We start from the raw sequence: 25,321 nt of genomic DNA, 5'->3' as shown, positions 1-25,321 counted from the left end.
TAACCGCCAACCCCAAAGGGAAGAGAGGAAGAGATGAAGAAGCTCACCACGATGGCACTCATCGCCTTCTTGGCGATCGGTGTCATCATCATGATCATGCCTCAGACCAGTGAGGCCGCTGTTGTCTCCTCGGAGACCCAGGAGCAGGATTTGCTTCCGGTCGCTTGCACAGCAGCCGAGGAGCACAACTGGGAGTCCTGGGGCTGGAACGCGATGTGTCTGGCCTACATGCAGCTGGAGGGCCAGGAATGGGAATGGGACTTCGTGCAAGGTCCCGCGGAGAACGTCGAAGAAACGACTATTATCGAGGTCGACGACGCCGGCGACACCGTGACCACCTATCATCTGCGCGCCTAAACACCAACTCGGCGCCAGACACTTCTTCCGGGGACTCGTCACTGTTACAAACGAGTCCTCTTTTTTTGATCAAAAAAAATGAGAGGCCAATATACTTATTGACCTCTCTTGACCTCCTTTCTCTATCACCTTGATAGAGAGTAGCAAATAATTTCCAAAACATCGGCATCCGGATACGCGCCAAAACTCAATATATCTTTTTGGCCTTTGACCACAATGAGCTGGTCGTCAGAAATAAAGTAAACTATGTCTTTTTCTCCGTTGGCCGGCAAAGCTAGCGCTACCCGATGGGAAAACTCGCCACTTGGCAGGAAAATGTCGTAGGTTTTGAATATGCCCTCGGGCTGATTCTTTGCGCTACGACTGGTTTCCACCCAAATCCTACCATCAGAGTGAATGGTAATGTCAAAGATATTTGGCGCAATATCTTCAACTACACATTCACCGCCCAAGCTCTCCATCATCTTCAAGTCCTCGACACCGCCCACAAGTGAAGCCTTTGCCAAGCGTTTCTCCTCATTTGAACGCTCGTATGGCTCAAATTCATGACTGATCTCTCGTAGCTTTTTCCCCTGCGTGTCATATACATTGAAGTGATATTCATTTTTACTCTTATCACCCCAATAAGGAGCAAGATAAAGATTGCCATCTTTATCAAGATCCCAAGGTTTGTAAGAGTAAAAATAGGTATCCTCTTCCACTAACTTTTGTTCAAGAAACAAGGAACGCAAAGGATAGTTGACATAACGAAACTTCTCACCATACTCAACGTATTGGCCGAGCCAAGTTTCTCCGGGAATAGAATTGCTTCCGGCAATAACCAATATACCATTTTGCCATTTGGCAAAGGTAGAGAGAAACATGCCAGAAGGATTCTCATTCAAGTAAATGCTTGGCCCAGGTTTCCCTTGGTAATCAATATAGACGATTTTGGCCGGAGTGGTCCGCAAAAGACCAATGTGCTCATCACCCATCAAAAACATATTGCCGGAAAAACTGAGCTCACCTGGCCCTTCGCCAGAAATGCTGATGGTTCTTTGGTGCTTGCCATCGGCAACAGCAACAACATAAATCTTGGAACTTCTGCCATCCAAGATGTACAAATTGTTGTCATGACCCAAAAGCACCTTGCTAATTGAGGCGAAGATAAAACTCTCGTCTTCTCCGCCCAGACGCCAATCCTCTTGCCAGTGCCAAATTTCCATCACCTGTTCATCGCTTCCAAAGCCAGAGCCAAAACCAATGGCCATGACCAAAAAAACAACAAACAAGGCGACAAACTGACTTTTCTTTGTGCTAGCGCGCATTTTACTGCCTCCCTCTGTTTTGAAAACACTCACTTTTCAAAGTGCCTAAATTAACATTTAACTATAATATAAATAACTTATTATGTCAATATAATAGGAACAAAAAACAGAGCCCAAGAGCTCTGTAATTTATTTTCCTAAAAAAATCTTTATTCACTACAACTTACTAATTTCTTTCAAATCTTTATCAGGCAAATACAATATCAACAAACCCAAAACAACACCACCTAAAGCTGTCCAAGAATGATTACCATTGAAAATTAACAAATCCAATGCATCCAATATATACCAAACGCCCCGCCAAATTAAAACAAGACCAACTACAATAAAAAGATTATCCACCAAATAACTCAAAGTTAATTTTTTCTTAGCCATAAAATAATATAAGAATTAACAATCTTGATTTAAATTTTATCATCTAATAAAAAAATATACAAATAAAAAAATGAAATATAAATTTCATCTATTTTTTAACTCGAGCCTACACTCACCTTGTTCGTTTGGCTCGGGGCGCTGTGCTATTGCACAGCATCTTAGGAACCTCGTCTTCGACTCGGATTTTTTTAACCCGAGCCTACACTCACCTTGTTCGTTTGGCTCGGGGACAGGGAGTCGAACCCCGATTGACGGGACCAAAACCCGTTGTCCTACCATTAGACGATCCCCGAATAGTTCAAAATACGCAGATATAATACTATAAAATTAGTTTATTGTCAATTTGCAAAAATAAACAATATAACACAATAGTAGCTATAGTTTATAATAAAAAACAGGGCACCTACTAGCTAATAGGTGCCCCGGTTGGATTGATGCCGGCTCTAGAACAGCAGGTAGAAAATCACCTGCCACAGATATACCGGTCCGTCGTTTCCGTCGATGGGTTCGCCGGCCACAGACGTGGTCGTAGCAGACCTCATCGGATGATCGTTGCCGTCGATGGGATCGCCGGCCACAGACATGGTCGTAGCAGACCTCATCGGATGATCGTTGCCATCGATGGGATCGCCGGCCACAGACGTGGTCGTAGCAGACCTCATCGGCTCGTCGTTGCCATCGATGGGATCGCCGGCCAAGGCCAGCGAATATGAAAACAGCGCGAAAATGACGATGTACAACACTTTCTTCATGGTTTTCTCTCCAGGTGGGGTGGAGGGTTTAAAGCGGCACTGTCTTCTGACAAAATCCTCCTTTCAAAAAAAGAGTTGCTTTAACCTAGCCACCTTGGCTAGATTTTCTTAATATATCCTATTATAATGATCTAATCTATTAAACATAGTAACATATATCATTGATCTTTTCCATATTTTCATTATACTCCCCCTGATTTTAAAAAGATATCCACAAATAACCCAAAAAGTATTGATATTTTAAAATCTTTCTGCTAAAATTATCAAACATTTAATTAACTAAGCTTTTAGCATTTTATGTAAAAGAGATGAATAAAAAAATCTGGGGACAGCTTTTGTCCATTGATCTTTACGACTGTGACAGGGAGCCAATTACTAATAAAAAGGGATTGGGAAAATTCTGCCTGGATCTGTGTAAAGAAATTGATATGGTTCCTTATGGAAAACCAATAGTCAAAAGGTTTGGCGACGGTGACCTAGAAGGCAATACAGCTGTACAGCTGATACAAACATCAAATATCACTGTACATTGTGACGAAATATACAATCGGGTCTTTATTGATATCTTTAGCTGCAAGAAATTTTCTACACCAAAAGCCAAAAAGTTTTGCCGAGATTTTTTCAAAGGTAAAAAAATGAAATTTCATAATATATATAGAGGATAAACAACAAAAAAACAACCCGACGGGTTGTTTTTTATTTTTTTATCAAAGCTAAACTACCATATAATCCAATATCATCTCTCAAGTCCGAAAACAAAATCTTTGGCTTTTGGATATTAGATAAAGCCCTGACAAATCTATCTTTTTGTTTATCTATCATACCACCACTTAAGATAATATATTTTACCGACACTCTACTAGACAAATCTTTGATACAATCGCTAAAATCATCAGTCACTATTTGCCACTGGCTGTCTGACAAATTTTCAGCTGATTTGCCAAATATGTTTTTTATATTCTTGCCACCAAATTTTTGCTCCCAAGTCCTCAAAAACTCCCTATCAAATTTTATAGAGCCCGCTTTTTTACTTTGACCATCTACTATAGCTCCTCCCAAGCCGGTACCTAAGACCAGATACAAAAATTTTTCTTTTAAGCCGTGACCAAAATAAACTTCCGCCAAACCCTGAGCCACAGCGTCATTGGCTATATAAACCGGACAATCAAATTCATTGTTTAGTCTTTTGACTAATTTTTTATTTACCCAATCCGGCAGATTAGTAGAGGCCTCCAGTTCACCCTCAGACACCCGACCAGCAATCCCAATACCAATTGCTTCAGGATGTTCTGAAATTTTTTTGATTTTTATTATAATTTCTGAGATACCAGACTCAAAAAATTGATTGGTCGGGAAAATAGTTTTAGCAGTCAACTGGACATCATCTAGAGATTGACTAGCTGCCATACGGGTATTGGTAGCACCGATATCTAGAGAGATATACATAATTTTATTCTTTATTTATATTTTATCTTGTTTAAAAATTTAATAACCCAATTCATAGAGTAAAAGCTCATGACCAGCCTGAACCCAAAAATCTTCTCCATAATATTCCATTTCCAAAATATAATCACCAATTACTGCCTGGCGCTCACTAGCCTCCTCCATCGTATCTAAATAAGCTACTAGTAAATCGTATTGATTCTGATAGCGCAAATCTTCATCATCTATTTGCTGCCAAAGATAATTTTGATAAGCCCAAGTGACAAACTCGGGATTATCTTTTTGGTCTGTAATACTAGCTAGCAATTTTTGCTGCACCGTCTCCTGATCCAGTCCTTGATAGTCAGCCACTGACAATAAATGCTTTATTGGCTCCAGTCTTGAATCCAGATAAGCGCCTAGATTTTCCGGATCATAGCTAATATCATCTACTACATAAGGTGGCTGCATAGCAAGTTTGATATTGTCTGGATTTTGCGCCAAGCCCATTTCTGAGAGCGCCCGCACTATTATTTTTACTTGGTCAAAACTCAAATCAGTCTGCACTTTTTTGTAAAGTAAATACTGCCAAGCCAAATCTATTTTAGAAATATCGTTACTTAGATATTTGAGAGCCATTTGCTTGATAAAAGTGGAATGATTATGGGCTCTTTGAGGCTCACCAACTGCATAACTCTGACGATGGCGTAGCCAACGCAAAGTATCCACTGCCGGCAATTGCAAATTACGCAAAATACCTAGAGTTTGAGAAAAACCAACTATAGCCAGATAATCAGCCTTTTTGCCCAATACTTTTTCAATTTGTTTGATACCATATTCCAAACCACCCAGATCACAGGCATTAGAAATATAATAATCAGATGAGGTCGCGCCCTTGCCCAGTGGCAGAGGCGAATAAGTACCCCTTGGCACAGCTGTTATCATCACTTGATTAATATTTTTATCAATTTCTATCAGCTGGATAGCATCACAATGTCCAGAATTGTCATCGCTTGCTCGCTTGTCCAAACCAATAAAAAGAATACTAACTCGGCCATTATCATTAAAAGGATTATCCTGACTATTAGTCAACTGCTCTTTCCGACGTAAAACAAGCAAATCCTCTACAGCCTGAGCCTGAGCTTTTCCCAAAGCGCGCTCTGGAGCACTTTTGATATACCAATAAAGTGCTTGACCGCCAAAATAAGCGGCCAAGGAAAATATTATTATCAAAACTGTAACAACTATTTTTTTTAGCATAAAGAAAAACTGATTTTTTAAGAAATCTCCTATTTTAGCAACACTAATACTTCTAATATTTTCCCATTTATAAGAAAAAAAATCAACTCAGCTTACTATTATATTGACAAAATAGACAAAATGTTATAGAAATAATAATTATTTATGTACCAACCACCACACCAAATCACCGGAAAGGAAAGACGTGGACACCTACAACTGTGGCTGCACCAAACAGTGTGGCCGTACAATCAACCAGCGCGATTTGGCGCCTTCAGCCACCTGGCTACTTGATCGGAATCTACGCATCATTATTTCCAGTAGTTGCCACAACCAAGCGCCCGAAGGCTACCGTAAATGCATCAAGTACGCTGGGGGTACTACCTGGAAAAAGGTCTGACCACCAACCAAGAAGGCTATACCATCAACATCAAGGAGCTATGTCCCCTGACCGGTGATGAAATCAGCCGAAATATCGCTGAAATCTTCGGCAAATAAACACCGCCCTCAAACAACGGGAAAAACCGTTCTTCTTGTGAGGCGGTTTTTTCATTGACAAAAAGTATTAAATAATATATAAAAAGATATACAAAGTTCCCTCCCACCCACAAACACCCACCAAGGAGATCACTATGAAAGTAATTCACACTTACGAACTGCTCCGACAGGTCGGAACCAACGAAGAACTCTCCACCTCCATCAACCTGGTCCATATCATGAGGATACTCCGAGATGTTCGGAGTGTCATTGGTCCGAGTTGCACGGTCGAGATGCTGGCCAACTACTTGGAAGACTTGAGCGAGCAAGCTCTGATCGTCCGCCAGCGACTGCTGGACAACAAAGACCAGCTCATGTCGGAAACTCCCGAGAGCTAACCCAAGTAGATCTCTCACCAACCGTCGTTGTGAACAAGAAAAACCATCTTGTTCATACAAGACGGTTTTTCTTTTTATATTATTTATCATTGACAAAATAGACAAAATATGATATAGTCGCTAGTCCGTTTTGTTTCATTACCAACTCAAAGAGAAAGGCCAAAGTCATGACTAGAATCCTCTTTTGGATCCAAGTCATTGCGGCTTGGACCTATGCTCTGTTTCAGACTATACAGGTCTTTAGTGGTCATACAAAAGGGCTGACCCTAGCCTTGTGGCTGCTATTTGTCGCCTACCTGTGTTTTAGCCTAGTTCTGTCTGTGTCTTCCTACCGTAACAATCCCACGGTAGATCGGCGCCGAATCATCAGTATTTTTATTCAATTTATCGCCATTTTTACCTGATTGTTTATCATCGGAATACGATCTATTCGCTGGCAACACGGAGACACAATAGTTGTCATATTAGTCTCTGGACTATCTATGACAACCATCTACAAATTTGGCAGTTATAAAGATGATGTTGCCAAAGGTTTTTTGTCGATGTGGTGCAAAGGCATCCCTCAACTATGGATGGCCTATGTCATCTACCAAGCCGGTAGTTCCGAAGGTCTACCCACTGTTTCTCTGATAGCCAGTCACATCACTTCTTTCCCCAGATTTTTACAAGTCTGGATAAACGCCCACCAAGGAGGTTGGGATAGGAGTACCAAAGGACTATTTATTGGCGAGCTAGGCAATGTCATCACTTGGGCAATAGTCACTGTCATGTGGTTTATAATGAGATAAACCACATGATGTGACCACACTCATGGACTAAACGTCCGCTTGCGGGTCGGGAATCACACGATTCCCGACCCGTTTTCTTTTGTCAATTTTTATCCAAAATAAAAACGACCCTGCACCGTGATGGTGCAGGGTTGTTTTTAAATTTATTTTACAGCTGCTTTAATAAAATCTCGAAATAGTGGATGTGGTCTTAGTGGTCGGGATTTAAATTCCGGATGAAATTGAGATGCCACAAAATATGGATGGTCTTTGTATTCTATGATTTCTACCAGCTTGCCATCTGGACTCATACCAGCAAATCTCATACCAGCTTTTTCCAGTACTTCTAGATAATCATTGTTGAATTCATAACGATGGCGATGACGCTCGGAAATCTTAGTCTCCCCATAAGCTTTGTAGCTCAGCGAATCTTTATCCAAGACACAAGGATAAGCACCGAGTCTCAGGGTGCCACCTTTGTCTTCGTCTTCAGTGTGCCCTGGCAATATGTGTATAACTGGATTTTTGGTATTTTTGTCAAACTCAGTACTATTAGCATCTTTGGTGCCCAAGACATGGCGAGCAAATTCAATAGTAGCTACCTGCATACCAAGACAAAGACCAAGATAGGGTTTTTTGTTTTCACGGGCATATTTAGCAGCCATAATTTTGCCTTCTACTCCACGATGACCAAAACCACCTGGTACAATAATACCTTTTACTTTTTTGAGTTTGTCGTATTCTTTTTTGTCACCTTTTTCCAACTTACCGGAATGAATCCAAACCAAATCTAATTTGACACCATTGTGATAACAGGCTGATTTGATAGCTTCTATCACACTGATATAAGCATCTATATTTTCGTTGTACTTGCCGACCAGGGCAATAGGCAATTTCTTTTTGGTAGTTTTGATACGCTTGATAAGTGCCTCCCAATCGTCTAGCTTTGGTTTTCTCTTTGGCAAATTCATTTTTTTGAAAATTATATCAGAGATGTGACCATGTTTTTCAAAATTGAGCGGTACTTCATAGATGCTACTGACTGTCAGCGCTGGTATGACCGCTTTGGGATCAATATCAGCAAACATAGCAATTTTATACAGTTCATCTTGACCAATTTTGAGATCACTTCTAGCTAATATAATATCCGGCTGAATACCCCGACGGTGTAATTCTCTGACAGACATTTGAGTTGGTTTGGTCTTGAGTTCCATTGAAGCTGTCAGATATGGCAAAAGTGTCAAATGCACAAACATGACATTTTCATCACCCATTTCATTGTGAAACTGACGCAAAGCTTCCAAAAAAGGCTCACCTTCAATGTCTCCGACTGTACCACCAATTTCGGTCAACAAAAAATCAGCTTTGGATTCTGTAGCGGCCCTTCTGATATAATCTTTTATTTCATTGGTAATGTGCGGCACAATCTGTATGGTTTTGCCAAGATAAGTACCACTTCTTTCACCTTGCAACACTTTTTCATAGACCCGACCAGTTGTCAGATTGGAAAGCTTGGAGAGAGACGTATCTATAAATCTCTCATAGTGACCCAAATCAAGATCAGTCTCTGTACCATCGTCTGTCACAAATACTTCCCCATGCTGATAAGGACTCATGGTACCCGGATCAATATTAAGATAAGGATCAAGCTTGCTGGTAAAAACAGAATAACCGGCTGACTTGAGTATTGCCCCAATTGAGGCAGAAGCAATCCCCTTACCCAATCCTGAGCAAACACCGCCGGTTATGAAAATGTATTTTGTTTTGGCCATATTGACTATGCTGCGTTAACCCCGTTAAATAAATTTAATAACGGGAAATTATAATTAATTGAATATATAAAATTATAAATCATATTCTCTCTAATCACAAATATAAATTAAATTTAATAAATAGCCATAGCTATTTATTATTTAACGGGGTTAATATTAATAAAAAAACTAATTAATTTATTGTTTGGTAGTCTCAAAAAAACAGAATGCCTACCTGTCGTTTTGAAATGTTCTGATTTTACAAACCATTTTTCATTGATATCAAGATTAAATTTTTCCTTGATACTTGTGACGATGTCCTTGGGTGATATCCCTTGAAATAATATATCTTTTTCCGATACTTTACCCGCAAAAGTCAAACTTTGTTTGTTGAGAGTCTTGGCAATCTTATCATAATTTTCCTGACGCAAATCTGTATTTTGCTGAATTTGTTTTTCCTGAGCCTGCCACTTGGCGATATTTTCACTGGTAGCCAAAACTACCAGGCCATGTGGCAACAAAAAATTGGCCGCATAACCATCGGACACATCTTTTATATCCCCTTTCTTGCCCAGAGAATTTATATTTTCAATTAATACTACTTTCATTGTTATTCAAAAATCATTTCTTTGGCCTTGTCTAACTGTGGATCAAGGTCGTTGTTGTAATCATCAGTAGTCAAATCTATTTCCACATCTGGCACCACTCCTTGACCTTCTATAGTCCGTCCATTTGGTGTCAGCCAACGGGCAACTGTAATTTTGACTGATGAGTTATCTGACAGGCTTACCAGCTCCTGGACTGAACCCTTACCAAAAGTAGTCATACCCACCACTTTAGCTATACCATAATCCTGAAGTGCGCCGGCAACAATTTCCGAAGCTGAAGCTGAGCCTTCGTTGACTAGTACCACGGTCTTAAACTGAGCCAGACTAATAGCATTTTCTGCTTTATAATCATTGTCTTTTCTCTTGTCAGAAAAAGATTCTCGGACCACAACTTGACCTGGCTCCAGCCAATAACTGGCAATGGACACAGAGGTTGCCAAATAGCCCCCTGGATTGTTCCTCATATCCAAAATTATTCCTTTTGGATTATCATTGATTATCTGTTGAGCTACTTTGGAAAAACGCTTATCAGTATCATCATTAAAATTGGTCAATTCTACAATAGCAATATTATTTTCCAGTTTGTAAACCACGCTTGGTATATCAATCTTATCTCTGATGATAGACACCTCACGAGCTGCCTCATCATCTTCAGAATAAATAGTCAATATTACTTCTTTACCTTTGTCTCCTCTAATGAGACTGACTGCCTTATCTACTGATATGGTAGTAGCATCAATGCCATCAATAGCCAATATTTTGTCTCCCGCTTTTAAACCAGCGTTATCAGCTGGTGTGTTTGGTAGCGGCGCTACTACTACAATCCAACCATTTTTTCGTCCTATCTCAGCACCAATGCCATAAAAACTACCCTCAAGCTCCTGAGAAAACTCACGAGTGATTTTGGGATCAAAAAATGTAGAATGAGGATCACCCAAACTATCTACCATGCCAGCTAATGCTCCATAAAATAAATCTTTATCATTTATCTGATTTTTATCCAAATAATCATTGTGTATAATATTCCAAACCTCAGAAAATAGTTCTACATCTATATCATTATTGTTATCTGAAAATATATTTTTTAATTCATTGGCTGTATATTTGAGTACTTGACCTGAATCTTTAGGAGACTGACTAGTGCTTTTGCCCAAGGCTAAGCCAAAAATAAAAATAGCCAGAATAAATAAGGCAAGAGCATATATTTTGGCTAATTTAATCCATAAAGATTTCTTTTTTTCAACCGAAAACTGATTACCAGTGCTAAATTGGTCCATATATTTTATATTTTTAAATTCTTAATCTTGGTCAACTCTTTGTATTTTGGCTCCCAATTGTGACAAACGATTATCAAGCATTTCGTATCCTCTATCTACCTGATAGATATTAGTTAGTTTGGATTCTCCCGAAGCTGATAAAGCGGCAATAATAAGTGTTGCTCCAGCTCGTAAATCAAAACTGGTTATTTCCTTACCAAACAAAGGCGAAGGACCTATCACTACTATCCTGTGGGGATCAGACACGACAATATTAGCTCCCATTTTTTTGAGCTCGGCTATATACTTGAGCCTTCCGTCATACATCCAATCATGTATCAATGAAGTGCCCTGAGCCTGAGTCATCATAACTGTAAAAGGCTGGATAAGATCTGGGGCAAAGCCTGGATGAGGCATGTCATGAAGCTTTTTGATAGCTTTTAGCTCTACTTTGCCGTCCACCGTAATATTGGCCAGTCTATATTTACCGTTTGGTTTTAGGTCAATATATTTAATATCCATCTTCAAACCAACTTCACGATATTTTTCAATTTCCAAAGCAATAAAATCAGGAGCCACATTTTCTATGACAAACTTAGAACGGGTAGCACCAGCTAGTGATATAAAAGTACCGGTCTCAATCGGATCTGGCATTACGTAATATTCGGCGCCTTTGAGCTTTTTGACCCCTTGTATAACCAAAGTATGAGTGCCCACACCTTCTATATCTGCCCCCATTGATTGCAAAAACCAGCACAAATCCTGGACTGAAGGCTCAGCCGCAGCAATATTTATTTGTACTTTGCCTTGGTTTAATACCGAAGCCAAAATCATATTTTCAGTACCGGTCACAGAAAATTCACTCAAAGTGATTTCTTCTTCCGCTGGACGTTTTTTTTCTAAAGTATAAAAACGGTCATCTTCTTTGTCTCTGATCACATCAATACCTAATTTACTAAAACCCAAAAAATGGGCGTCCAAAGGACGAGACCCAATGTTGCATCCGCCCGGCTCTTTGGTAGTCAGTTTTCCAAAGCGGCCGACTAATGCTCCCATAAGTAGTGTGGAGGATCTCATAGTAGAGACCAGTTTCATATCCATTTTAGATGGATCAACATCCGCACAATTAATCTTGACGCTATTTTTGTCACTCCAAGTGACTTTAGCTCCCATAGAGACCAAAATCTGGATCATTCTTTTGACATCTTCAATAAGCGGCACATTGTGTAATGTGATTTCTTCTTTGGACAACAAACAAGCGGCAATAATAGGAGTAGCAGCATTTTTAAAACCTGCTACTTTGATTGATCCTCCTAGGCTTTTTCCACCTTGAATAATAAAACTAGACATAGTATAGTAATATTAAATTTACAATATAAATAATACCTCAAAACCGGATTTATAACAAGGCGTGTCTCATTATAGATTCACTATCATAATTCTAAGGGACAAAGTCAAAAATTAGCTAAAATTTTTACAAAAAAACTAATTAATTAATTTCTATACGGGATGGAAAAAACACTGCGTAGACTTACATATTCTTTCTTTTTTCTCTTATTTTTTATAATAGCCCCATTACTAACGGTCTATTCTTTAGGTTATCGCTATGATTTTGATACTGGCAATATTGAAAAAAATGGCGCTTTTTATATTAAGTCATACCCCCGAGGGGCTGATATCTATGTGGATGACCAAAAAAGTAAACGTCAAACCCCCAGTCAGGTGCTCAACATAAAACCAGGCAAACACAAAATAGTGGTCAGTAAAAATAAATATGTTAGTTGGCAAAAAAATCTTGACGTCTCCTCAGGCGAGACTACTTTTGCCGAAGATATTGTTTTATTTTTGGAAAACAGAGAAAAAACTCTTTTGGGTCAGGGCAGTGACAGATTTTTGATAAACAAACAAAAATATCAATACGCTTATATTGACGAAAATAAATTGATAATTACTGATGTAGAGCAAGGTAAAAAATTTGATGTCTTCAATCTGGAAGAAGACTTTGACCTAGTAGACTGGTCAGCTGACAATCAAATGATGCTTTTAAAAAATCAAAGCGAATATTTTTATTTTGATATCAACCAAAAAACTCTAACTCCTCTGCTCTTGGACAAAATCCAAAAAATACTTTGGGAAGAAAATTCTTCTACCTTTATATATCTCAAAGATAATAAACTATACCGAAAAGAAAGACGAGAGCCTTGGGACTCTTCTGCTTATCCTGATAAGCTCTTGGAAATTGATCAATCTATAAATGACTTTGATATAGAAGGCAACTGGCTGATTGTCCAGTACACTCTGGATAAAGAAAATTATATAGAGCAGTTTGACCGCTACACCCTAGAATCAAAACAATTTATCAATGATGCCAGTATCGGAAATTTGAGAATCCTACTAGCAGACAATAATTATCTTATTTTCTTGATGGGCTCCAAGCTATACATAAAAAATACTTTTCAGGATCTGGTCACTATCCCAGTGACTTTGGCAGAGCTTCACGACGAGAGACTACTTCTTTCGAATGGTCATGAAATAATCCTTTTTGATTACAAAAATCAGTGGCAAAGCCTGATTGATAGGTCTTCCAATCTAGTTTCGGAGATTATGTGGCATCCCAATGGTAGTTATTTTATCTCTGAGATAAATGATCGCACCAATCTGATTGAAATAGACGGACGTGACCAGCGTAATACCATCAATCTTTTGGAAAATCCCCGCAAGAAAATGTATTTGTTCAACAAAAAAGGAGATAGACTTTTTATTCTCACTCCCGAAGAAAATTTTTATTTGACTATACAATAAAAATGGATTTACCTAAAAAAATCAAAATCATCAATTGGCCAAAAAACAGTAAATTACCTATAGGAATATCTATAGGAATATCTATATTTGCTTTAATAGTTTCTATAGGCACTTCTATCTATTCTATATACTGGTCGTCAAAACTCAACCCTCTAAATGAAGCTAACTTAGTATTACTTACACCATCCATAGAATTATCCGATAACGAAGAAGATAATAATTTTGAGAATATGGACGTGAATTTTTTCCTAAAAAATATAGGTCATGATCAGGCCACAAATATATCATTCTCCTTATATACTACCACTTTAAATAAAGAAATTGATAATTCTGCATTTACAACTAACAAACTATATGAAGACTCTTTAGTAAATAGTATGTATCAAGAAAGTATCAATAATATTGGAGCTGCTCATTTTAAAAGAAACCGTGAAGTTGCATCAGGAGATTTGTTTTTTATAATAAATATAAAATATACAAGTAAAAATCTAGCTGCACAAAAAGAAGAATGGTTGTGGTACAGATATCAAGCTAAAACTAAGACTATGTTTGCCTTATTAAAGAAAGAATTAAACGAAAATGAAAAAGAGTACATTAAAGAAATCCTAGAAAATAACGCCTATATAGTAGATAAAATGCTTAATAAATAACCGAACTTTAGAAAAATTGCCAGAATTTGGCCGCGGATAGTCGCGGCTATTTTTGTGTTGTTTGAGCTACGAGCGTAGCGAGGGCGAGTTCACAAAAATAGCGACTAGTAGCAACAAATTCCAAAATTTTTCTACTGTGAGGCAGTTTTTGCGCCACTTTTTGCTGCCAAAAAGTGGCAAAAGAAAACAAAAGAAAAAGGAGCCTGCTATGATAGCCTATGCTCCTTTTTCGCTTTTCTTCCTAGGCCTATACAGCCTGCTCTAGCCTAGATGACAATTGACGATCACCTGTTTTATTTAGATCAGTCTGCTTCAGTTTTCCAATACTATGATATCACCTAGCGATTCAACAGTACCTTCGGCCGCCAACATGTCAATGGCTTCTTCAGAAATGCAGTCGTTACACTGACTGCTGTGAACTGTACGCATCCACATGACCAGATCACGACGCTCAAACTTGAGCAAACACTGTTCCTGCATATGTTGCAAGATGAGTCTGGCCGCTTCAGCTGTGCTGTACATCCATGACCTCCCTAGACTATGACAACCATGCTTTCTTCACCGCCAAAGGCGATGACACCTTCTCTGACCAGCTGCCCAAAGGCCGCGTCAGCCACTTTGTAGCTGACATGTTCATGCCAAGCGACCTGTCCCACTAGAAAATCGCGGGTATAACGATGGCTAACACCACCTTCTCTGACCAGCTCCATGATCTTGGCTTTTAGCTTCTCCATGTCTGACATGACTAGCTCCTTACTTTTTTGATAGGGGTAATCACCTCAGCACCAGGAAAGATATGCCAGATGTCTGCTGGCGTGAGGCTTTCCATCTGAAAAGCCCTCTCCACCTTGGACTGAAAGTCCTCAGGCAAGCCAGCCAAGGCCTTGGCCAAGCTCTTGGTCACATTCAGACCACCCTGACCACGACCAAGCCAGTTGGTAGTAGTGTAATAGCGTGTTTCTGAGAGCTTCTCAATCATGATCTTGCAAAACCTGGCTCTGAGCCCTTCTTCCCAGAACTCAACTGCTGTAATTTTGCCGTGTTGTAGCTTGACTTTGTAAGACACCATTTTACACCTCCATGTCGGATTTGTGGACTCATGACAAAGGGAACAATTAGCTTGCTATCTTAAAATAAATCACATTTTTTGTCAAAAATCAAAGTCCTCAAGATAAAAAAGGGCCCCGACACACGCAGTAGTGTGTTGAGGCCCCGACACAGCGGCTCTAGCTGATGCTGAGCCACGACTTGACGTGTCTCTTGTCGGTGATCTTGATGTCGCCGTAACTGGCGGCCTTGTTGATCATCCGTTCACAGAGATCGTAGCCCATCCGAGGATCGGCCATCATCACCTGCTGCCGAAGCTCCCGGCTGGTCATGACACCATCAAGCTGAGAGTCCTGCCAGACACGGACAATGAGATCCATCGCCCGAAACTCGATATCGTCGATCAGCTCCTCAATGCGACCAATGTCATCGGTCACGATCCAGCTGATCTTGGAATCACGCATCTTGAGAAAGGCAGTACCCCAGTTGATCAGAGGATTTTCCGAGTCCATCATAACAATCCACTTGTAGTGCAAGGACAATACGCCCTTACGCAACAGATGCAGCACAGAAGTCAGCTGCTGGGCCGTACCATCCTGTCCAGGAAAGAAGACCCAGATGTCGGGACACATAACCAGTTTGCTCAGGTTGCCGAAGTAGTCGTTCTCGTTGGATTCTGAGGGGAAGTAGTTGGATGAGTCCCCGATGTCAGTGAGCACCCTGAGGTGAGAAAACTGACCAGGCACAGGCACCTGATGAATCTGCCGCACACCAGCTGCCGCCGCCGAGGCAATACCATTACTGCCGGCCGAGATAATCTGGTGCCATCCACCAGAGAGCATGGCCGCCATGTCCCTGGCCTTCTGCCAGTTGGCAGTCTCATGGCTCTCCTGGCTGTTGCCGAGAATCGCGATTTTGAGCATGTCAAACTCCTTTGGAAAGACCTATGGTCTTGTAATTGCCTATTTATCTATAGGCTGGCTAGGGTGAATAGAACTATAAAATATCAATAAAATATAATTTATATAATCATTTTTGTCAATTATAAAAACTGTGAAAATACTTATCCACATACCTTACTTGACTTTCGGTTTTTGTTCGGTATATAATAAAGACATAAGAAATAAACAACAATTTTATGCCTGAGTTAACCAAAAGACAAAAGCAAATATTAGACTTTGTCACTCAATTTATCCAGAGCAATGAATATGCTCCCAGCTATAGAGAGATTGCTGAGTACTTTGGCCTATCCTCTACTGCTACCATCCACGAGCATATCAAATCACTTGAAGACAAAGGCCTCATAACATCTTCGCACAATGCTGCTCGCTCACTGGAAGTTATCCACCATAGATTTGGTAAAGCAATTGAACTGCCCCTAGCTGGACTGATTACTGCTGGAGAGCCGATTGAGGCCATACAAAGCAATGAGACAATTGCCATTCCTCAGCATTTAGTCCGTGACGAAAACAGCTTTGTCCTCAAAGTCAAAGGTGAATCCATGATTGAAGACGGAATACTTGATGGAGACTACGTGGTAGTAGAAAGAAACTTCTATCCCAAAAATGGTGACGTAGTAGTAGCACTTCTGGATAATGAATATGCCACACTCAAAAAATATTTTCGAGAAAAGGATCGGATTAGACTACAGCCTGCCAACCGCACTATGAGACCTATCTTTGTTAAAAATCCGGCCATTCAAGGTATAGTAAAAGCGATTTTGAGAACTTTCTTATAATATAAAATTAAAGAAAAGCGATATGTTCAAAATAAAAAGAAGCACCAAAGCCAAGTACCGTAAATTTTTTGAAGAATATTTATTCAAAAAATACTCTAGCAAGATAAACTACTACAAATGCCCCACTTTGGTATCTAGAAAAGAGCAGTTAAAGCTATTTTAACGATAAGTACAAACCCTAAAAATGTCGAAAAAACCCTTAAAAATGCCTGTTATTAAGGGTTCTAAACCCTGAACCAGAGACTCAAGCGGATGGTTCAGGGTTGACATATTTAGATATTTTGGCTATTATTCACCCTGTTAAATGGCCTCAAAGGGGCTCCTGCAAAGCAGGATTTAACAGGGTAAACTGTTTTAAAAGAATAAGACTAAAAACATGGCACATAAGAAAGCAGGAGGTTCCACTAGTTTAGGCCGAGATTCCCAGAGTAAAAGACTCGGCGTCAAATTGTTTGCCGGTCAAAATGCTAAAGCGGGCGCTATTTTGGTACGCCAAAGAGGCACCAAATTCCACGCTGGCAAAAATGTCGGTCAAGGCAATGATGATTCTTTATTTGCCAAAATATCTGGAACAGTCCAATTTAGAAGACTAAAAAGAAAGAAATTTGACGGGTCACTAAAAGAAACAAAATACATTGACGTAATCCCTGAGTAATATAATTCAAAACACCCAGCCTTTCGTAAAAGGCTGGGTGTTTTTTATTTATAAAAAATATTTTAAACCCTCAAATACCTACGTATAGCTACCGCCGTACTGAGCATATTTAAAAAGGCTAGCACTAAAAATTGATAAACAAAGATAGATACAAAATTGTTTTTAAAATAACCAATCAAATCAATGACTTGAGTGCCTTGGAAATAATTATTAAAATATGGTTGGATAAAATTGACTAAAGGAAATATCAACAAAAGCACCACAAGAATAGCTACTAAGGCATAAAAAATACTTTCTACTACAAAAGGAAACCTAATAAACCAATTACTAGCGCCGACTAATTTCATAATCATTATTTCATCACGACGGGTATAAATACTGATTCTGATAGTATTGAAAATAACTACAACTGATATCAACAAGAAGACACCGGCCAAGTACCAACTGTATTTGTTGATAAAATCTGCTGCATTATTGACAGTATTTATAACTTCTTCGTGAGTGTCAATATCGCTAGTCTCGACAATACTGGCGTACTTTTCATTATCCAAAAAATCTATAATATTGGAATATTGACTTAGCTTGTAGGCTTTGACAGCCAATGAGTAAGAAAATGGATTTTCATCATTGTTGTAAATATCCAAAACTTCCTGAACTTTTTTATCTTTATTATTGATGACAAAAAGTTCTTTATTTTGTTCAGGGCTAATAATAGATATATCTTTGATTTCCTCCAAATCTTCCAAATCAGCAACAAAATTCTCTACCTGTTCACGACTAACATTTGGTCTTATCTCCACCAATATATCTACCTGATTTTCCACTGTTTTGATAGTAACATCCTTTACATAATTCATCCCGAAAAGCAGAGTAATAGAAAATACCGCCATAAGCATCATAGTCACTGTCACTACCGATAGCCAAAAATTTCGGAAAAACCCCTGCAAAGCAAACTTAAAAATTCTCAAAATGTTTATCATATATTTTTGTTTTTACTCCCTTGGAAATAAACGAGAAAGTAATATAATATCATCTTATTAATAATTTATAACAGCATTTATAATAAATATCTACCCTCTGATTGATCAGAAATCACCAGGCCATTGTCCAGAGTGATGACTCTGTGACGCAAATTATTGACTACATCTTTATTGTGAGTCACCAAAACTACAGTGGTTCCCATGTTGTTTATTTTTTTCAATAAATCAATAATTTCCCTGGTGTTTATAGAATCCAAATTTCCAGTTGGCTCATCGGCTACCAAAAGTTTTGGTTTGTGTACCAAAGATCTGGCAATAGCCACTCTTTGCTGTTCACCACCTGATAGCTGAGTAGGATATCTATCCTCTTTTCCTTTTAGACCTACCAAAGCCACAATCTGAGATACTGTTTTCTTTATTTCTGAAGGTTTAAAACCACAGGTCTGCATAGCAAAAGCAATATTTTCAAAAACGGTTTTTTTTGGCAAAAGCTTAAAATCTTGGAAAATAACACCAAGTTGACGACGCAAAGTGGGTATTTCTCTGTCTTTGATACCAATGATATCCCAGCCACCAATAATTATTTTACCTGCATCTGGTCTTTCTTCAGCAATAATAAGCTTTACCAAAGTTGATTTGCCCGATCCACTTTGACCGACAATAGAGACAAACTCTCCCGGCTTGATATGAAGATTGATACCTTTGAGAGCTTGAACTTTTTTATCGTAGCTTTTGTTCAAATCAATAATTTTAATCATAGTATTTTAATACTTCTTTTTTATTTCTGTTTTTTCTAAATATTCATCAAAAAAATCTTCTATGTCTTTACCCATCACAAATATAGCTCTGGCCTGCCAGACAGCTTCTTGGCCACTATTATCTATATCATCCAGCTTCCAAATAATATAACCGAGCGGGGTTTTGACAATTTTGCTAAATTCACCAACCTGCAATTCTTTTATTGGTTCATAAAAGCTGACTAATTCACTTTCTTTGAGCCATAAACTATCTTCTACATAAGTCTGGTCATCCGAATACATTTTGGCTACTTCAGACCAAGTAGCCCCACTATCCCTCTCTAATAATGCATAAGCTTCTTGAATCTTAGACACTCCATCTACATCCTGATAATTGGACAAAAGATAATCATGCACTTTAGCTTCCAATATACTTGGCTTGACTACCAGCTTCTCATATTCTTCAAAAGATATATTAAAATTTGTTTTTGATACTTCCATCAATTTTTCTTTACCACCCAAAAAATCCAAATACTGTTCTATCTCATCAGGTTCAACTTTTATATCATTCTCATCAGCCAAAGAGTTTATCCAGGTATTTTTTACTAGCTTTTTCCAGACAATCTCTTTGATCTGTTCATCTGATGGCATCTCAGTATTACCAGAATTGTCCTGTTGGGACTCTAAAAAACTTATTATAAACTTTTTATTTTTAAAATAATCATTAAGATAAATATTAAGTGTTTTATTTTCTTCTTTGATAGAGCCCGCCTTGAGATTATAAAATCCAGCCACTGATTCTGAAAAGTTTTGGTTGAGCTTGCCGGCATAGACCATTTTGACAATTACTAGCTGGCTCAAGAGAACTACCAATAAAACCAACAAAGCTATTTTTATATTTCGACTAAGTTTTTTAATAAATTTCAAAATTTTCATATTTAATTAAAAAAATAATTAAACCACTTCCCTACATTTGTAGTATTATCCTCCTCTTGATAAACAATACTCTTTTCGTCTGGATTAGCCAAATTTATTTGTTTCTCACCAGGCTTACTGAGATTAAGTTTTAATCTGGCTTCTTTTTCTATGTATTCATCTGTTTGCAAATAAGATATAAGTTGCTCCATTTTTTCAGTTTTATCCTGCAAGTCACCAAGTTGTCTTTCCAAATTATTTATTTCTTTATTGATTTCATAACGCAACAATACTTCTTGACTTACTTTGACAAAAGAGGCTATCAAAAGTATCAATAAAAATATAGAAAAAACATTGGATGTCCATATTTTGGAACGCCAACTTTGTTTGCCGGATCTATTGGATGATGATTGTCTACGATATATTTTGCCTGTCATAAACAGATTGAATAATAAAATAATTATAACATAAATCTTTTCTTTTTTCCAAAAGTCTTTGCCTTATGAGAAAAAAAGTATTATAATATATACAAATAAAAACAAATCATGAAAATCAATAAAGTCAAAACAAAAAAATTTCTTTGGATTCACATAGAAAAAGCTGGGCGTGAGGAAATTGATTATTTAAAAAAAGAGTACGATTTTCATCCCCTTGATCTGGAAGATTGTCTAGTAAAAGTACAGCGTCCACAAATAAGTGAATACTCAAACTATATTTTTTTCATACTTACCTTCCCCGCTTACAACCGACAAACCCGAGAAATAGAATCAAGTGAAGTAGATTTTTTTATAGGTTCCAAATATCTTATCACCATCAGCGACGGATATATTCCGGTACTTAGAAACTTTTTTGAAGAAGTAAACACCAACGAATACAGCAAAGACAAATATATGATGACCAACCATCCGGTTTTTTTGCTTTATGAAATACTCCATCGTATGCAAAACTACGCCATGCCGATGCTTGACCATATTACTCAGGAAATAGAAAGTATTGAAAAAAGAATTTTTAAAGAAAAAGAAAAAGAACTAGTAGTGGAAATCCTTCACACCAAAAGAAATATAGTAGATTTCAGGCGTATAATGCAAGCCCACAAAAATATCATCAAAAAATTGATGAACACCCACAGTAAATTCTTTATGCCTGATAAGACAAATATTTATTTTAGTAATATCTTGGATCGTACCAAAGATATCTGGGATATTTTGGAAACACTCAAAGAAAATATCAACACTTTCCAAGAAACCAATGAATCACTGATAAATCACCGCCTCAATGATATTATGAAAACCCTAACTATAGTATCTGTTATTATGATTCCCGCCAACCTTATAGCATCTATTTTTGGCATGAATGCCAAGTATATGCCAATAATTGGTAATACACATGATTTTTATTTTCTAATATCTATTATATTTTCTTTTATAGTACTTTCCTTGTTGTATTTCAAAAAAAGAAAATGGCTCTAAATATTTGATAAAATCCTACTTTTTTGCTATAAATAAGCCCACCTATAGCTTTTGCTTTGGGTGGGATTTAAGTAAACAATGACAAATTTTTGGCAACAATTAAAAAAACCCTTACTGACTACCACGCCTATGGCTGGCATTACTGACAGTGCTTGGCGTCAAATTTGTAAGTCCTGGGGAGCTGATGTGGTCCATACTGAGTTTGTATCTGTGGACGCGCTTTATTATGATAGCCAAAAAACTATCAAAATGCTTGATTATAAAGCTAATGAACAGCCCGTCGTAGTCCAAATATTTGGACGTAGAGCCGAGCTTTATCCCAAAGCAGCTAAAATGGTGGCTGCTACCGGAGTAGCTGGCATTGATATAAATTTTGGCTGTCCAGCCAAAAAAGTAGCTGGCCACGGCGGTGGAATATGTCTATTGCGTGATTTGGATACTGTCCGAAAAATAGTAACAACCACTATAGAATCTGTTGATCTACCAGTATCTGTAAAGACCAGAATTGGTTTGAATAAAATCCAAGGCGAACCTAGTCATGGAAAAATAACTGTTTTTGATTTTATAGATAAATTATCAGATTTGCCCATTGCCGCTATGATTGTTCATGGACGAAGCTATGAGCTACCTTTTAGCGGACCAGTAGATTTAGAAGCTCTCAAAGATGCTTGTCAAAAATTCAAACAAACATTCAAAAATTCCCCTTTTCTAATCAATGGATCTTTTCAGACTGTAGAATCAGTGGTAGAAGACCTCAAATATACTGGCGCTGACGGCATTGCTCTATCACGAGCCCTTTATGGCCAACCTTGGCTATTCAAACAAATCAGGGATTATATAAATACTGGATCGTATCAAGAAGTAGACTGGCAAACCAAAAAAGAAACAGCTATCAAACATGCTAATCTACTATGGCAAGCCAAAGGAGCTAAGGGTTTTAAAGAAATGAGAAAGCATCTTTTATTTTATGTCAAAGGACATCCTAATGCTTCGGACCTACGACAGGCTCTGGTCAGTGTAGAAAAGCCGGAAGATGTGACCAAAATATTAAGCCCGCTAAACTAGCGGGTTTTAAAATTGGCAATAAAAAACCGGGGCGCTCCTTTCGGACGCCCCGGCGTGTTGTTTCCCCGATGATGGGGGAAGGTTTTAGGTTTTAGGCAGCACGCGGACTGATCAGGCCTTCGATCATCCCCTGGATACCAGAGGACAACACAAAGGTACGATCGTCCTTACGCTCCATGAACATGTAGACGAACCAGTCGTGGAGAGCCTTGCGACGCTCCTCGACGGTGGCGTCGTCGCGCATCTTCATTGCAGTCTGCATGCCACCCAAGATGGCCTGCAGCTTGGCGATCTCAGCTTCGCCAGCCTTGGTGTTGGACGCCGTCAAGAGAGTGAATTTCTTGATATCAAGCTGAACCAGCTTGATCTCGGCATATTTCTGAATCAGCTCCTTGTCAGCCGGAGTCATGTCCAGAATCTCCAGCTCCTTGAGCTCGACGCCGGTCTGAGTACGCAACTCGTGAGCCACATACTCAAAGAAGCTGACCTTCCTGTCGATTTTGTAGACCCTGCCGAAGATGACCTTCTTGACGCGCACAATGCTGAGGTGTTCAACATCGCACTCGTATTCGTTGGCCAGCTTTGCCAAAAACGCCATGATTGAAGGATACTCAACAGCGCTCTTGTCCTCGCTACCAAGATATGCCTTCAGTTCAGTTTCGTCTACCACTTCGCTGATCTTCATGACCAGCCAGAGAAGCAACGGCCGCGAAAGCTGCCACAGCTTCTCGCCGGTCCACTTGGCAGCCTTGCCGAGCGGACGCAGGAAGTGACGAACAAAACGATTGCCCGACACGTCCTCAGCTTCAGTCAAGTCCTCGGGAAACACGGGGAGCTCGGACACATCAGGAGCTTCGGCCAAGGTCAGCCAGTTGATCAGTCTGTCATGCATCTTGTTGGAGATGAGCTTCAGACGGAAAATCCTGGTAGTGATCTTGAGAAGATCCCTGTTCTCCCTGTCCTCGAAAATATCCTTGGACATGGCTGCTTCCATGCTCAGCTGACGAACGATTTTAGTAAAAGCCGTCAGCACATGACGCTTCATCACACCCTGGATACCACGAGTTTGGTCCTGACTACTGTCAATCGCCCTGTCCTCAGCGGAGAGCTGGAGATAAGGCTTAGGGTACTGCCGGATGACTGACATCTTGACCCGACCAATGATCTCGGGACCGGGGATGACATCTCCGTCATCACTAACCGTCGTATCAGTGGGCACGGCTTCCGTGTCCCAGGGGTTGACTTCCAAGAGCTCATGCGGAATCACGATTACTCGCGTTTCCCAGAACCAACTTGGTACCATACTGGGCCACACACCGTTCTTCAGGTGAGTCCTGAAAAAAAACAGGATGCGCCAGTACACGGGCTTGCGAAACACAGTGACAGCCCAGAGCTCACGCAGATTGATTACGTAGATGCTGCCAATCACCCAGGCGATGCAAACCGCCAAGATAGACCAGAACGTCCAGTAATCAAAAAAACTAAAAGCTGCCATCAGACCGTGGAAAAGCACACAACCCCAGATACCCCAGATGTGAGGCTTGGGATCGCCCACGGCATTGCCTTCCTCATCGACATCGCGATTCCAGTGTTTGGGCTTGAATGCCGAAACACTGAGTCTCCACCAGCCGTGGCCGACAAAGACCAACATCAACACAACATTAATCCAAGTAACTTTCTCGGAGAAAGACGTCAAAATCATGAAACCCCAGTAGGCCACTGCTGCCAACAAGGCAGACGCCAACCCGCCAATCAAATAATTCCTCCAGACCCAACCACGTCGCTTGGTGTAGACAGTAGTCAGGATACCAACTAGGAGGGCAATGACCAACGAAACGATGGCGTTAGTCAGCCAGTTGTCCTTCCAACTGGCTTCGGTTGTTTTGTTATCGTCTTCGACTTCGACGATGACGATCGCCGGCCTCTTTTGAGCTACCGGCTTAGCCTTGACGGTATTTCCTCCGATCGGACGGTTGACTTCCTCCTGCCAGGACTCCCGAGTGTATCCCTCAGGGATTTCCTCGTCTTCGCCCACAACATAGAAGCTGTCAGCCGTAGTTTCCTGACCTTCAAACTCGTAGCCCTCGGGCACAGGAATCTTGCTGATCATCTCTCCGAGTTTACCGGAGCCACGCTCAACCACTTCCATGGTCGTGTCATAGCCCAAGTTGAACCAAGGCCTGATATCCACCGTCTGGTGGAAATACACAAAATGCATGCAGAAGAAGGCCATCATGACCAGTACGAAGCGGTGACCCCACTTGCCGAAGCGCCGCTGCGGGCTGGTGGAGGGGTAGATCTGCTCACTACCCTCGAACTCGTGCCAGGCCATGCGAACCAGCCGACACCAGATCAAGAACAGGCTACCAAGAACCAAGATAGTGACCACATTATGGGGCCAGATCCAGTGATAGATCGGCTCAATAACATGGTTTTGCCACTGATGAGCATTGTTCTCTTCCACGCCTTTGAAGTAACGACTCATGACAAGACCTCCTTTAGGTCTATTGGGAAAACCTTGACTTTGCTTCTCTTTACCTAAAAACCTATTTTC

General features: G+C 39.6%; 30 protein-coding genes and 1 tRNA gene. 12 read left to right on the top strand and 19 right to left on the bottom strand.

Annotated elements, in window-relative coordinates; genetic code table 11:
• Nucleotides 1-33: 33 nt before the first annotated feature.
• Nucleotides 34-357 carry a hypothetical protein gene (locus tag KKH39_03510; GenBank protein MBU1203076.1) on the top strand — a complete coding sequence of 108 codons (324 nt, stop codon included), beginning with the start codon at nt 34-36 and terminating at the stop codon, nt 355-357.
• A gap of 125 nt (nt 358-482) precedes the next feature.
• Here KKH39_03510 and KKH39_03505 read toward each other — a convergent pair whose 3' ends face one another.
• From KKH39_03505 to KKH39_03490, 4 genes are all read right to left on the bottom strand, one after another.
• Complete coding sequence (locus tag KKH39_03505; GenBank protein ID MBU1203075.1) at nt 483-1,664, bottom strand: 6-bladed beta-propeller; 1,182 nt, start codon at nt 1,662-1,664, stop codon at nt 483-485.
• 156 nt (nt 1,665-1,820) lie between these two features.
• The gene (locus KKH39_03500) at nt 1,821-2,039 is read right to left on the bottom strand and encodes a hypothetical protein (GenBank protein MBU1203074.1); all 219 of its coding nucleotides are present in this window, start codon (nt 2,037-2,039) and stop codon (nt 1,821-1,823) included.
• 219 nt (nt 2,040-2,258) lie between these two features.
• Nucleotides 2,259-2,332 (bottom strand) — tRNA-Gln (locus KKH39_03495).
• A 150-nt stretch (nt 2,333-2,482) separates the two neighbouring features.
• The gene (locus KKH39_03490; protein MBU1203073.1) at nt 2,483-2,791 is read right to left on the bottom strand and encodes a hypothetical protein; all 309 of its coding nucleotides are present in this window, start codon (nt 2,789-2,791) and stop codon (nt 2,483-2,485) included.
• A gap of 308 nt (nt 2,792-3,099) precedes the next feature.
• Here KKH39_03490 and KKH39_03485 point away from each other — a divergent pair, with 308 nt between their 5' ends.
• Nucleotides 3,100-3,456, top strand: coding sequence for an S-adenosylmethionine decarboxylase (locus KKH39_03485; GenBank protein ID MBU1203072.1), 357 nt, complete (start codon nt 3,100-3,102; stop codon nt 3,454-3,456).
• Between the two features lie 31 nt (nt 3,457-3,487).
• On the opposite strand, the gene KKH39_03480 is transcribed toward KKH39_03485, so the two are convergent.
• Both KKH39_03480 and KKH39_03475 read right to left on the bottom strand, forming a co-directional pair.
• Nucleotides 3,488-4,237 carry an ROK family protein gene (locus tag KKH39_03480; protein MBU1203071.1) on the bottom strand — a complete coding sequence of 250 codons (750 nt, stop codon included), beginning with the start codon at nt 4,235-4,237 and terminating at the stop codon, nt 3,488-3,490.
• A 39-nt stretch (nt 4,238-4,276) separates the two neighbouring features.
• Nucleotides 4,277-5,473, bottom strand: coding sequence for a hypothetical protein (locus tag KKH39_03475; protein ID MBU1203070.1), 1,197 nt, complete (start codon nt 5,471-5,473; stop codon nt 4,277-4,279).
• 336 nt (nt 5,474-5,809) lie between these two features.
• Here KKH39_03475 and KKH39_03470 point away from each other — a divergent pair, with 336 nt between their 5' ends.
• The 3 genes from KKH39_03470 to KKH39_03460 all read left to right on the top strand — a co-directional run bounded on the left by KKH39_03470 (nt 5,810) and on the right by KKH39_03460 (nt 7,115).
• The gene (locus KKH39_03470) at nt 5,810-5,950 is read left to right on the top strand and encodes a hypothetical protein (GenBank protein ID MBU1203069.1); all 141 of its coding nucleotides are present in this window, start codon (nt 5,810-5,812) and stop codon (nt 5,948-5,950) included.
• Nucleotides 5,951-6,084: 134 nt separating this feature from the next.
• The gene (locus tag KKH39_03465) at nt 6,085-6,327 is read left to right on the top strand and encodes a hypothetical protein (GenBank protein MBU1203068.1); all 243 of its coding nucleotides are present in this window, start codon (nt 6,085-6,087) and stop codon (nt 6,325-6,327) included.
• A 482-nt stretch (nt 6,328-6,809) separates the two neighbouring features.
• Entirely contained in the window at nt 6,810-7,115 is a 306-nt protein-coding gene (locus tag KKH39_03460) for a hypothetical protein (protein MBU1203067.1), read from the top strand.
• 143 nt (nt 7,116-7,258) lie between these two features.
• Here KKH39_03460 and KKH39_03455 read toward each other — a convergent pair whose 3' ends face one another.
• From KKH39_03455 to murA, 4 genes are all read right to left on the bottom strand, one after another.
• Nucleotides 7,259-8,866 (bottom strand): CTP synthase, encoded by a 1,608-nt coding sequence (locus KKH39_03455; GenBank protein MBU1203066.1) that lies wholly within the window; start codon nt 8,864-8,866, stop codon nt 7,259-7,261.
• A 137-nt stretch (nt 8,867-9,003) separates the two neighbouring features.
• Nucleotides 9,004-9,453, bottom strand: coding sequence for a 50S ribosomal protein L9 (rplI, locus tag KKH39_03450; GenBank protein MBU1203065.1), 450 nt, complete (start codon nt 9,451-9,453; stop codon nt 9,004-9,006).
• Between the two features lie 2 nt (nt 9,454-9,455).
• Nucleotides 9,456-10,730 (bottom strand): S41 family peptidase, encoded by a 1,275-nt coding sequence (locus KKH39_03445; GenBank protein MBU1203064.1) that lies wholly within the window; start codon nt 10,728-10,730, stop codon nt 9,456-9,458.
• A 21-nt stretch (nt 10,731-10,751) separates the two neighbouring features.
• Nucleotides 10,752-12,059 (bottom strand): UDP-N-acetylglucosamine 1-carboxyvinyltransferase, encoded by a 1,308-nt coding sequence (gene murA / locus KKH39_03440; GenBank protein ID MBU1203063.1) that lies wholly within the window; start codon nt 12,057-12,059, stop codon nt 10,752-10,754.
• A 159-nt stretch (nt 12,060-12,218) separates the two neighbouring features.
• Between murA and KKH39_03435 the strand changes: the two genes are divergently transcribed.
• A complete protein-coding gene (locus KKH39_03435) occupies nt 12,219-13,511 on the top strand; it encodes a PEGA domain-containing protein (protein MBU1203062.1) in 1,293 nt (430 codons plus the stop codon).
• 2 nt (nt 13,512-13,513) lie between these two features.
• Entirely contained in the window at nt 13,514-14,161 is a 648-nt protein-coding gene (locus KKH39_03430; GenBank protein ID MBU1203061.1) for a hypothetical protein, read from the top strand.
• A gap of 312 nt (nt 14,162-14,473) precedes the next feature.
• Here the strand turns inward: KKH39_03430 and KKH39_03425 are convergent, their stop codons facing one another.
• From KKH39_03425 to KKH39_03410, 4 genes are all read right to left on the bottom strand, one after another.
• Complete coding sequence (locus KKH39_03425) at nt 14,474-14,641, bottom strand: hypothetical protein (protein ID MBU1203060.1); 168 nt, start codon at nt 14,639-14,641, stop codon at nt 14,474-14,476.
• A 53-nt stretch (nt 14,642-14,694) separates the two neighbouring features.
• Nucleotides 14,695-14,904 (bottom strand): hypothetical protein, encoded by a 210-nt coding sequence (locus tag KKH39_03420; GenBank protein MBU1203059.1) that lies wholly within the window; start codon nt 14,902-14,904, stop codon nt 14,695-14,697.
• 2 nt (nt 14,905-14,906) lie between these two features.
• Nucleotides 14,907-15,230: a hypothetical protein gene (locus KKH39_03415; GenBank protein MBU1203058.1), complete on the bottom strand. Its 324-nt coding sequence runs from the start codon at nt 15,228-15,230 to the stop codon at nt 14,907-14,909.
• A 157-nt stretch (nt 15,231-15,387) separates the two neighbouring features.
• Nucleotides 15,388-16,131: a hypothetical protein gene (locus KKH39_03410; GenBank protein ID MBU1203057.1), complete on the bottom strand. Its 744-nt coding sequence runs from the start codon at nt 16,129-16,131 to the stop codon at nt 15,388-15,390.
• Between the two features lie 215 nt (nt 16,132-16,346).
• On the opposite strand from KKH39_03410, the gene lexA reads away from it, so the two are divergent.
• The 3 genes from lexA (at nt 16,347) to rpmA (ending at nt 17,601) form a co-directional block, all read left to right on the top strand.
• On the top strand, nt 16,347-16,946 hold the full coding sequence (gene lexA, locus KKH39_03405; protein ID MBU1203056.1) for a transcriptional repressor LexA: 600 nt from the start codon (nt 16,347-16,349) through the stop codon (nt 16,944-16,946).
• Between the two features lie 22 nt (nt 16,947-16,968).
• Nucleotides 16,969-17,109, top strand: a complete 141-nt coding sequence (locus KKH39_03400) for a hypothetical protein (GenBank protein MBU1203055.1) — start codon at nt 16,969-16,971, stop codon at nt 17,107-17,109.
• Nucleotides 17,110-17,322: 213 nt separating this feature from the next.
• Nucleotides 17,323-17,601, top strand: coding sequence for a 50S ribosomal protein L27 (gene rpmA / locus KKH39_03395; protein MBU1203054.1), 279 nt, complete (start codon nt 17,323-17,325; stop codon nt 17,599-17,601).
• 62 nt (nt 17,602-17,663) lie between these two features.
• Here the strand turns inward: rpmA and KKH39_03390 are convergent, their stop codons facing one another.
• From KKH39_03390 to KKH39_03375, 4 genes are all read right to left on the bottom strand, one after another.
• Entirely contained in the window at nt 17,664-18,581 is a 918-nt protein-coding gene (locus KKH39_03390; protein MBU1203053.1) for a permease-like cell division protein FtsX, read from the bottom strand.
• 77 nt (nt 18,582-18,658) lie between these two features.
• Complete coding sequence (gene ftsE, locus KKH39_03385) at nt 18,659-19,339, bottom strand: cell division ATP-binding protein FtsE (GenBank protein ID MBU1203052.1); 681 nt, start codon at nt 19,337-19,339, stop codon at nt 18,659-18,661.
• Nucleotides 19,340-19,345: 6 nt separating this feature from the next.
• Nucleotides 19,346-20,254: a hypothetical protein gene (locus tag KKH39_03380; GenBank protein MBU1203051.1), complete on the bottom strand. Its 909-nt coding sequence runs from the start codon at nt 20,252-20,254 to the stop codon at nt 19,346-19,348.
• A 2-nt stretch (nt 20,255-20,256) separates the two neighbouring features.
• A complete protein-coding gene (locus KKH39_03375; protein MBU1203050.1) occupies nt 20,257-20,670 on the bottom strand; it encodes a septum formation initiator family protein in 414 nt (137 codons plus the stop codon).
• A gap of 108 nt (nt 20,671-20,778) precedes the next feature.
• Between KKH39_03375 and corA the strand changes: the two genes are divergently transcribed.
• A complete protein-coding gene (corA, locus tag KKH39_03370; GenBank protein MBU1203049.1) occupies nt 20,779-21,702 on the top strand; it encodes a magnesium/cobalt transporter CorA in 924 nt (307 codons plus the stop codon).
• 78 nt (nt 21,703-21,780) lie between these two features.
• Nucleotides 21,781-22,767: a tRNA-dihydrouridine synthase gene (locus tag KKH39_03365; protein MBU1203048.1), complete on the top strand. Its 987-nt coding sequence runs from the start codon at nt 21,781-21,783 to the stop codon at nt 22,765-22,767.
• A 91-nt stretch (nt 22,768-22,858) separates the two neighbouring features.
• On the opposite strand, the gene KKH39_03360 is transcribed toward KKH39_03365, so the two are convergent.
• On the bottom strand, nt 22,859-25,252 hold the full coding sequence (locus KKH39_03360) for a hypothetical protein (protein ID MBU1203047.1): 2,394 nt from the start codon (nt 25,250-25,252) through the stop codon (nt 22,859-22,861).
• Nucleotides 25,253-25,321: the final 69 nt, after the last annotated feature.

The sequence above is a fragment of the Patescibacteria group bacterium genome, assembly GCA_018819405.1.
Taxonomy (GTDB): Bacteria; Patescibacteriota; Patescibacteriia; order UBA1558; family GWA2-36-10; genus XYD1-37-29.
This window is presented reverse-complemented; position numbering and strand designations above follow the sequence as displayed.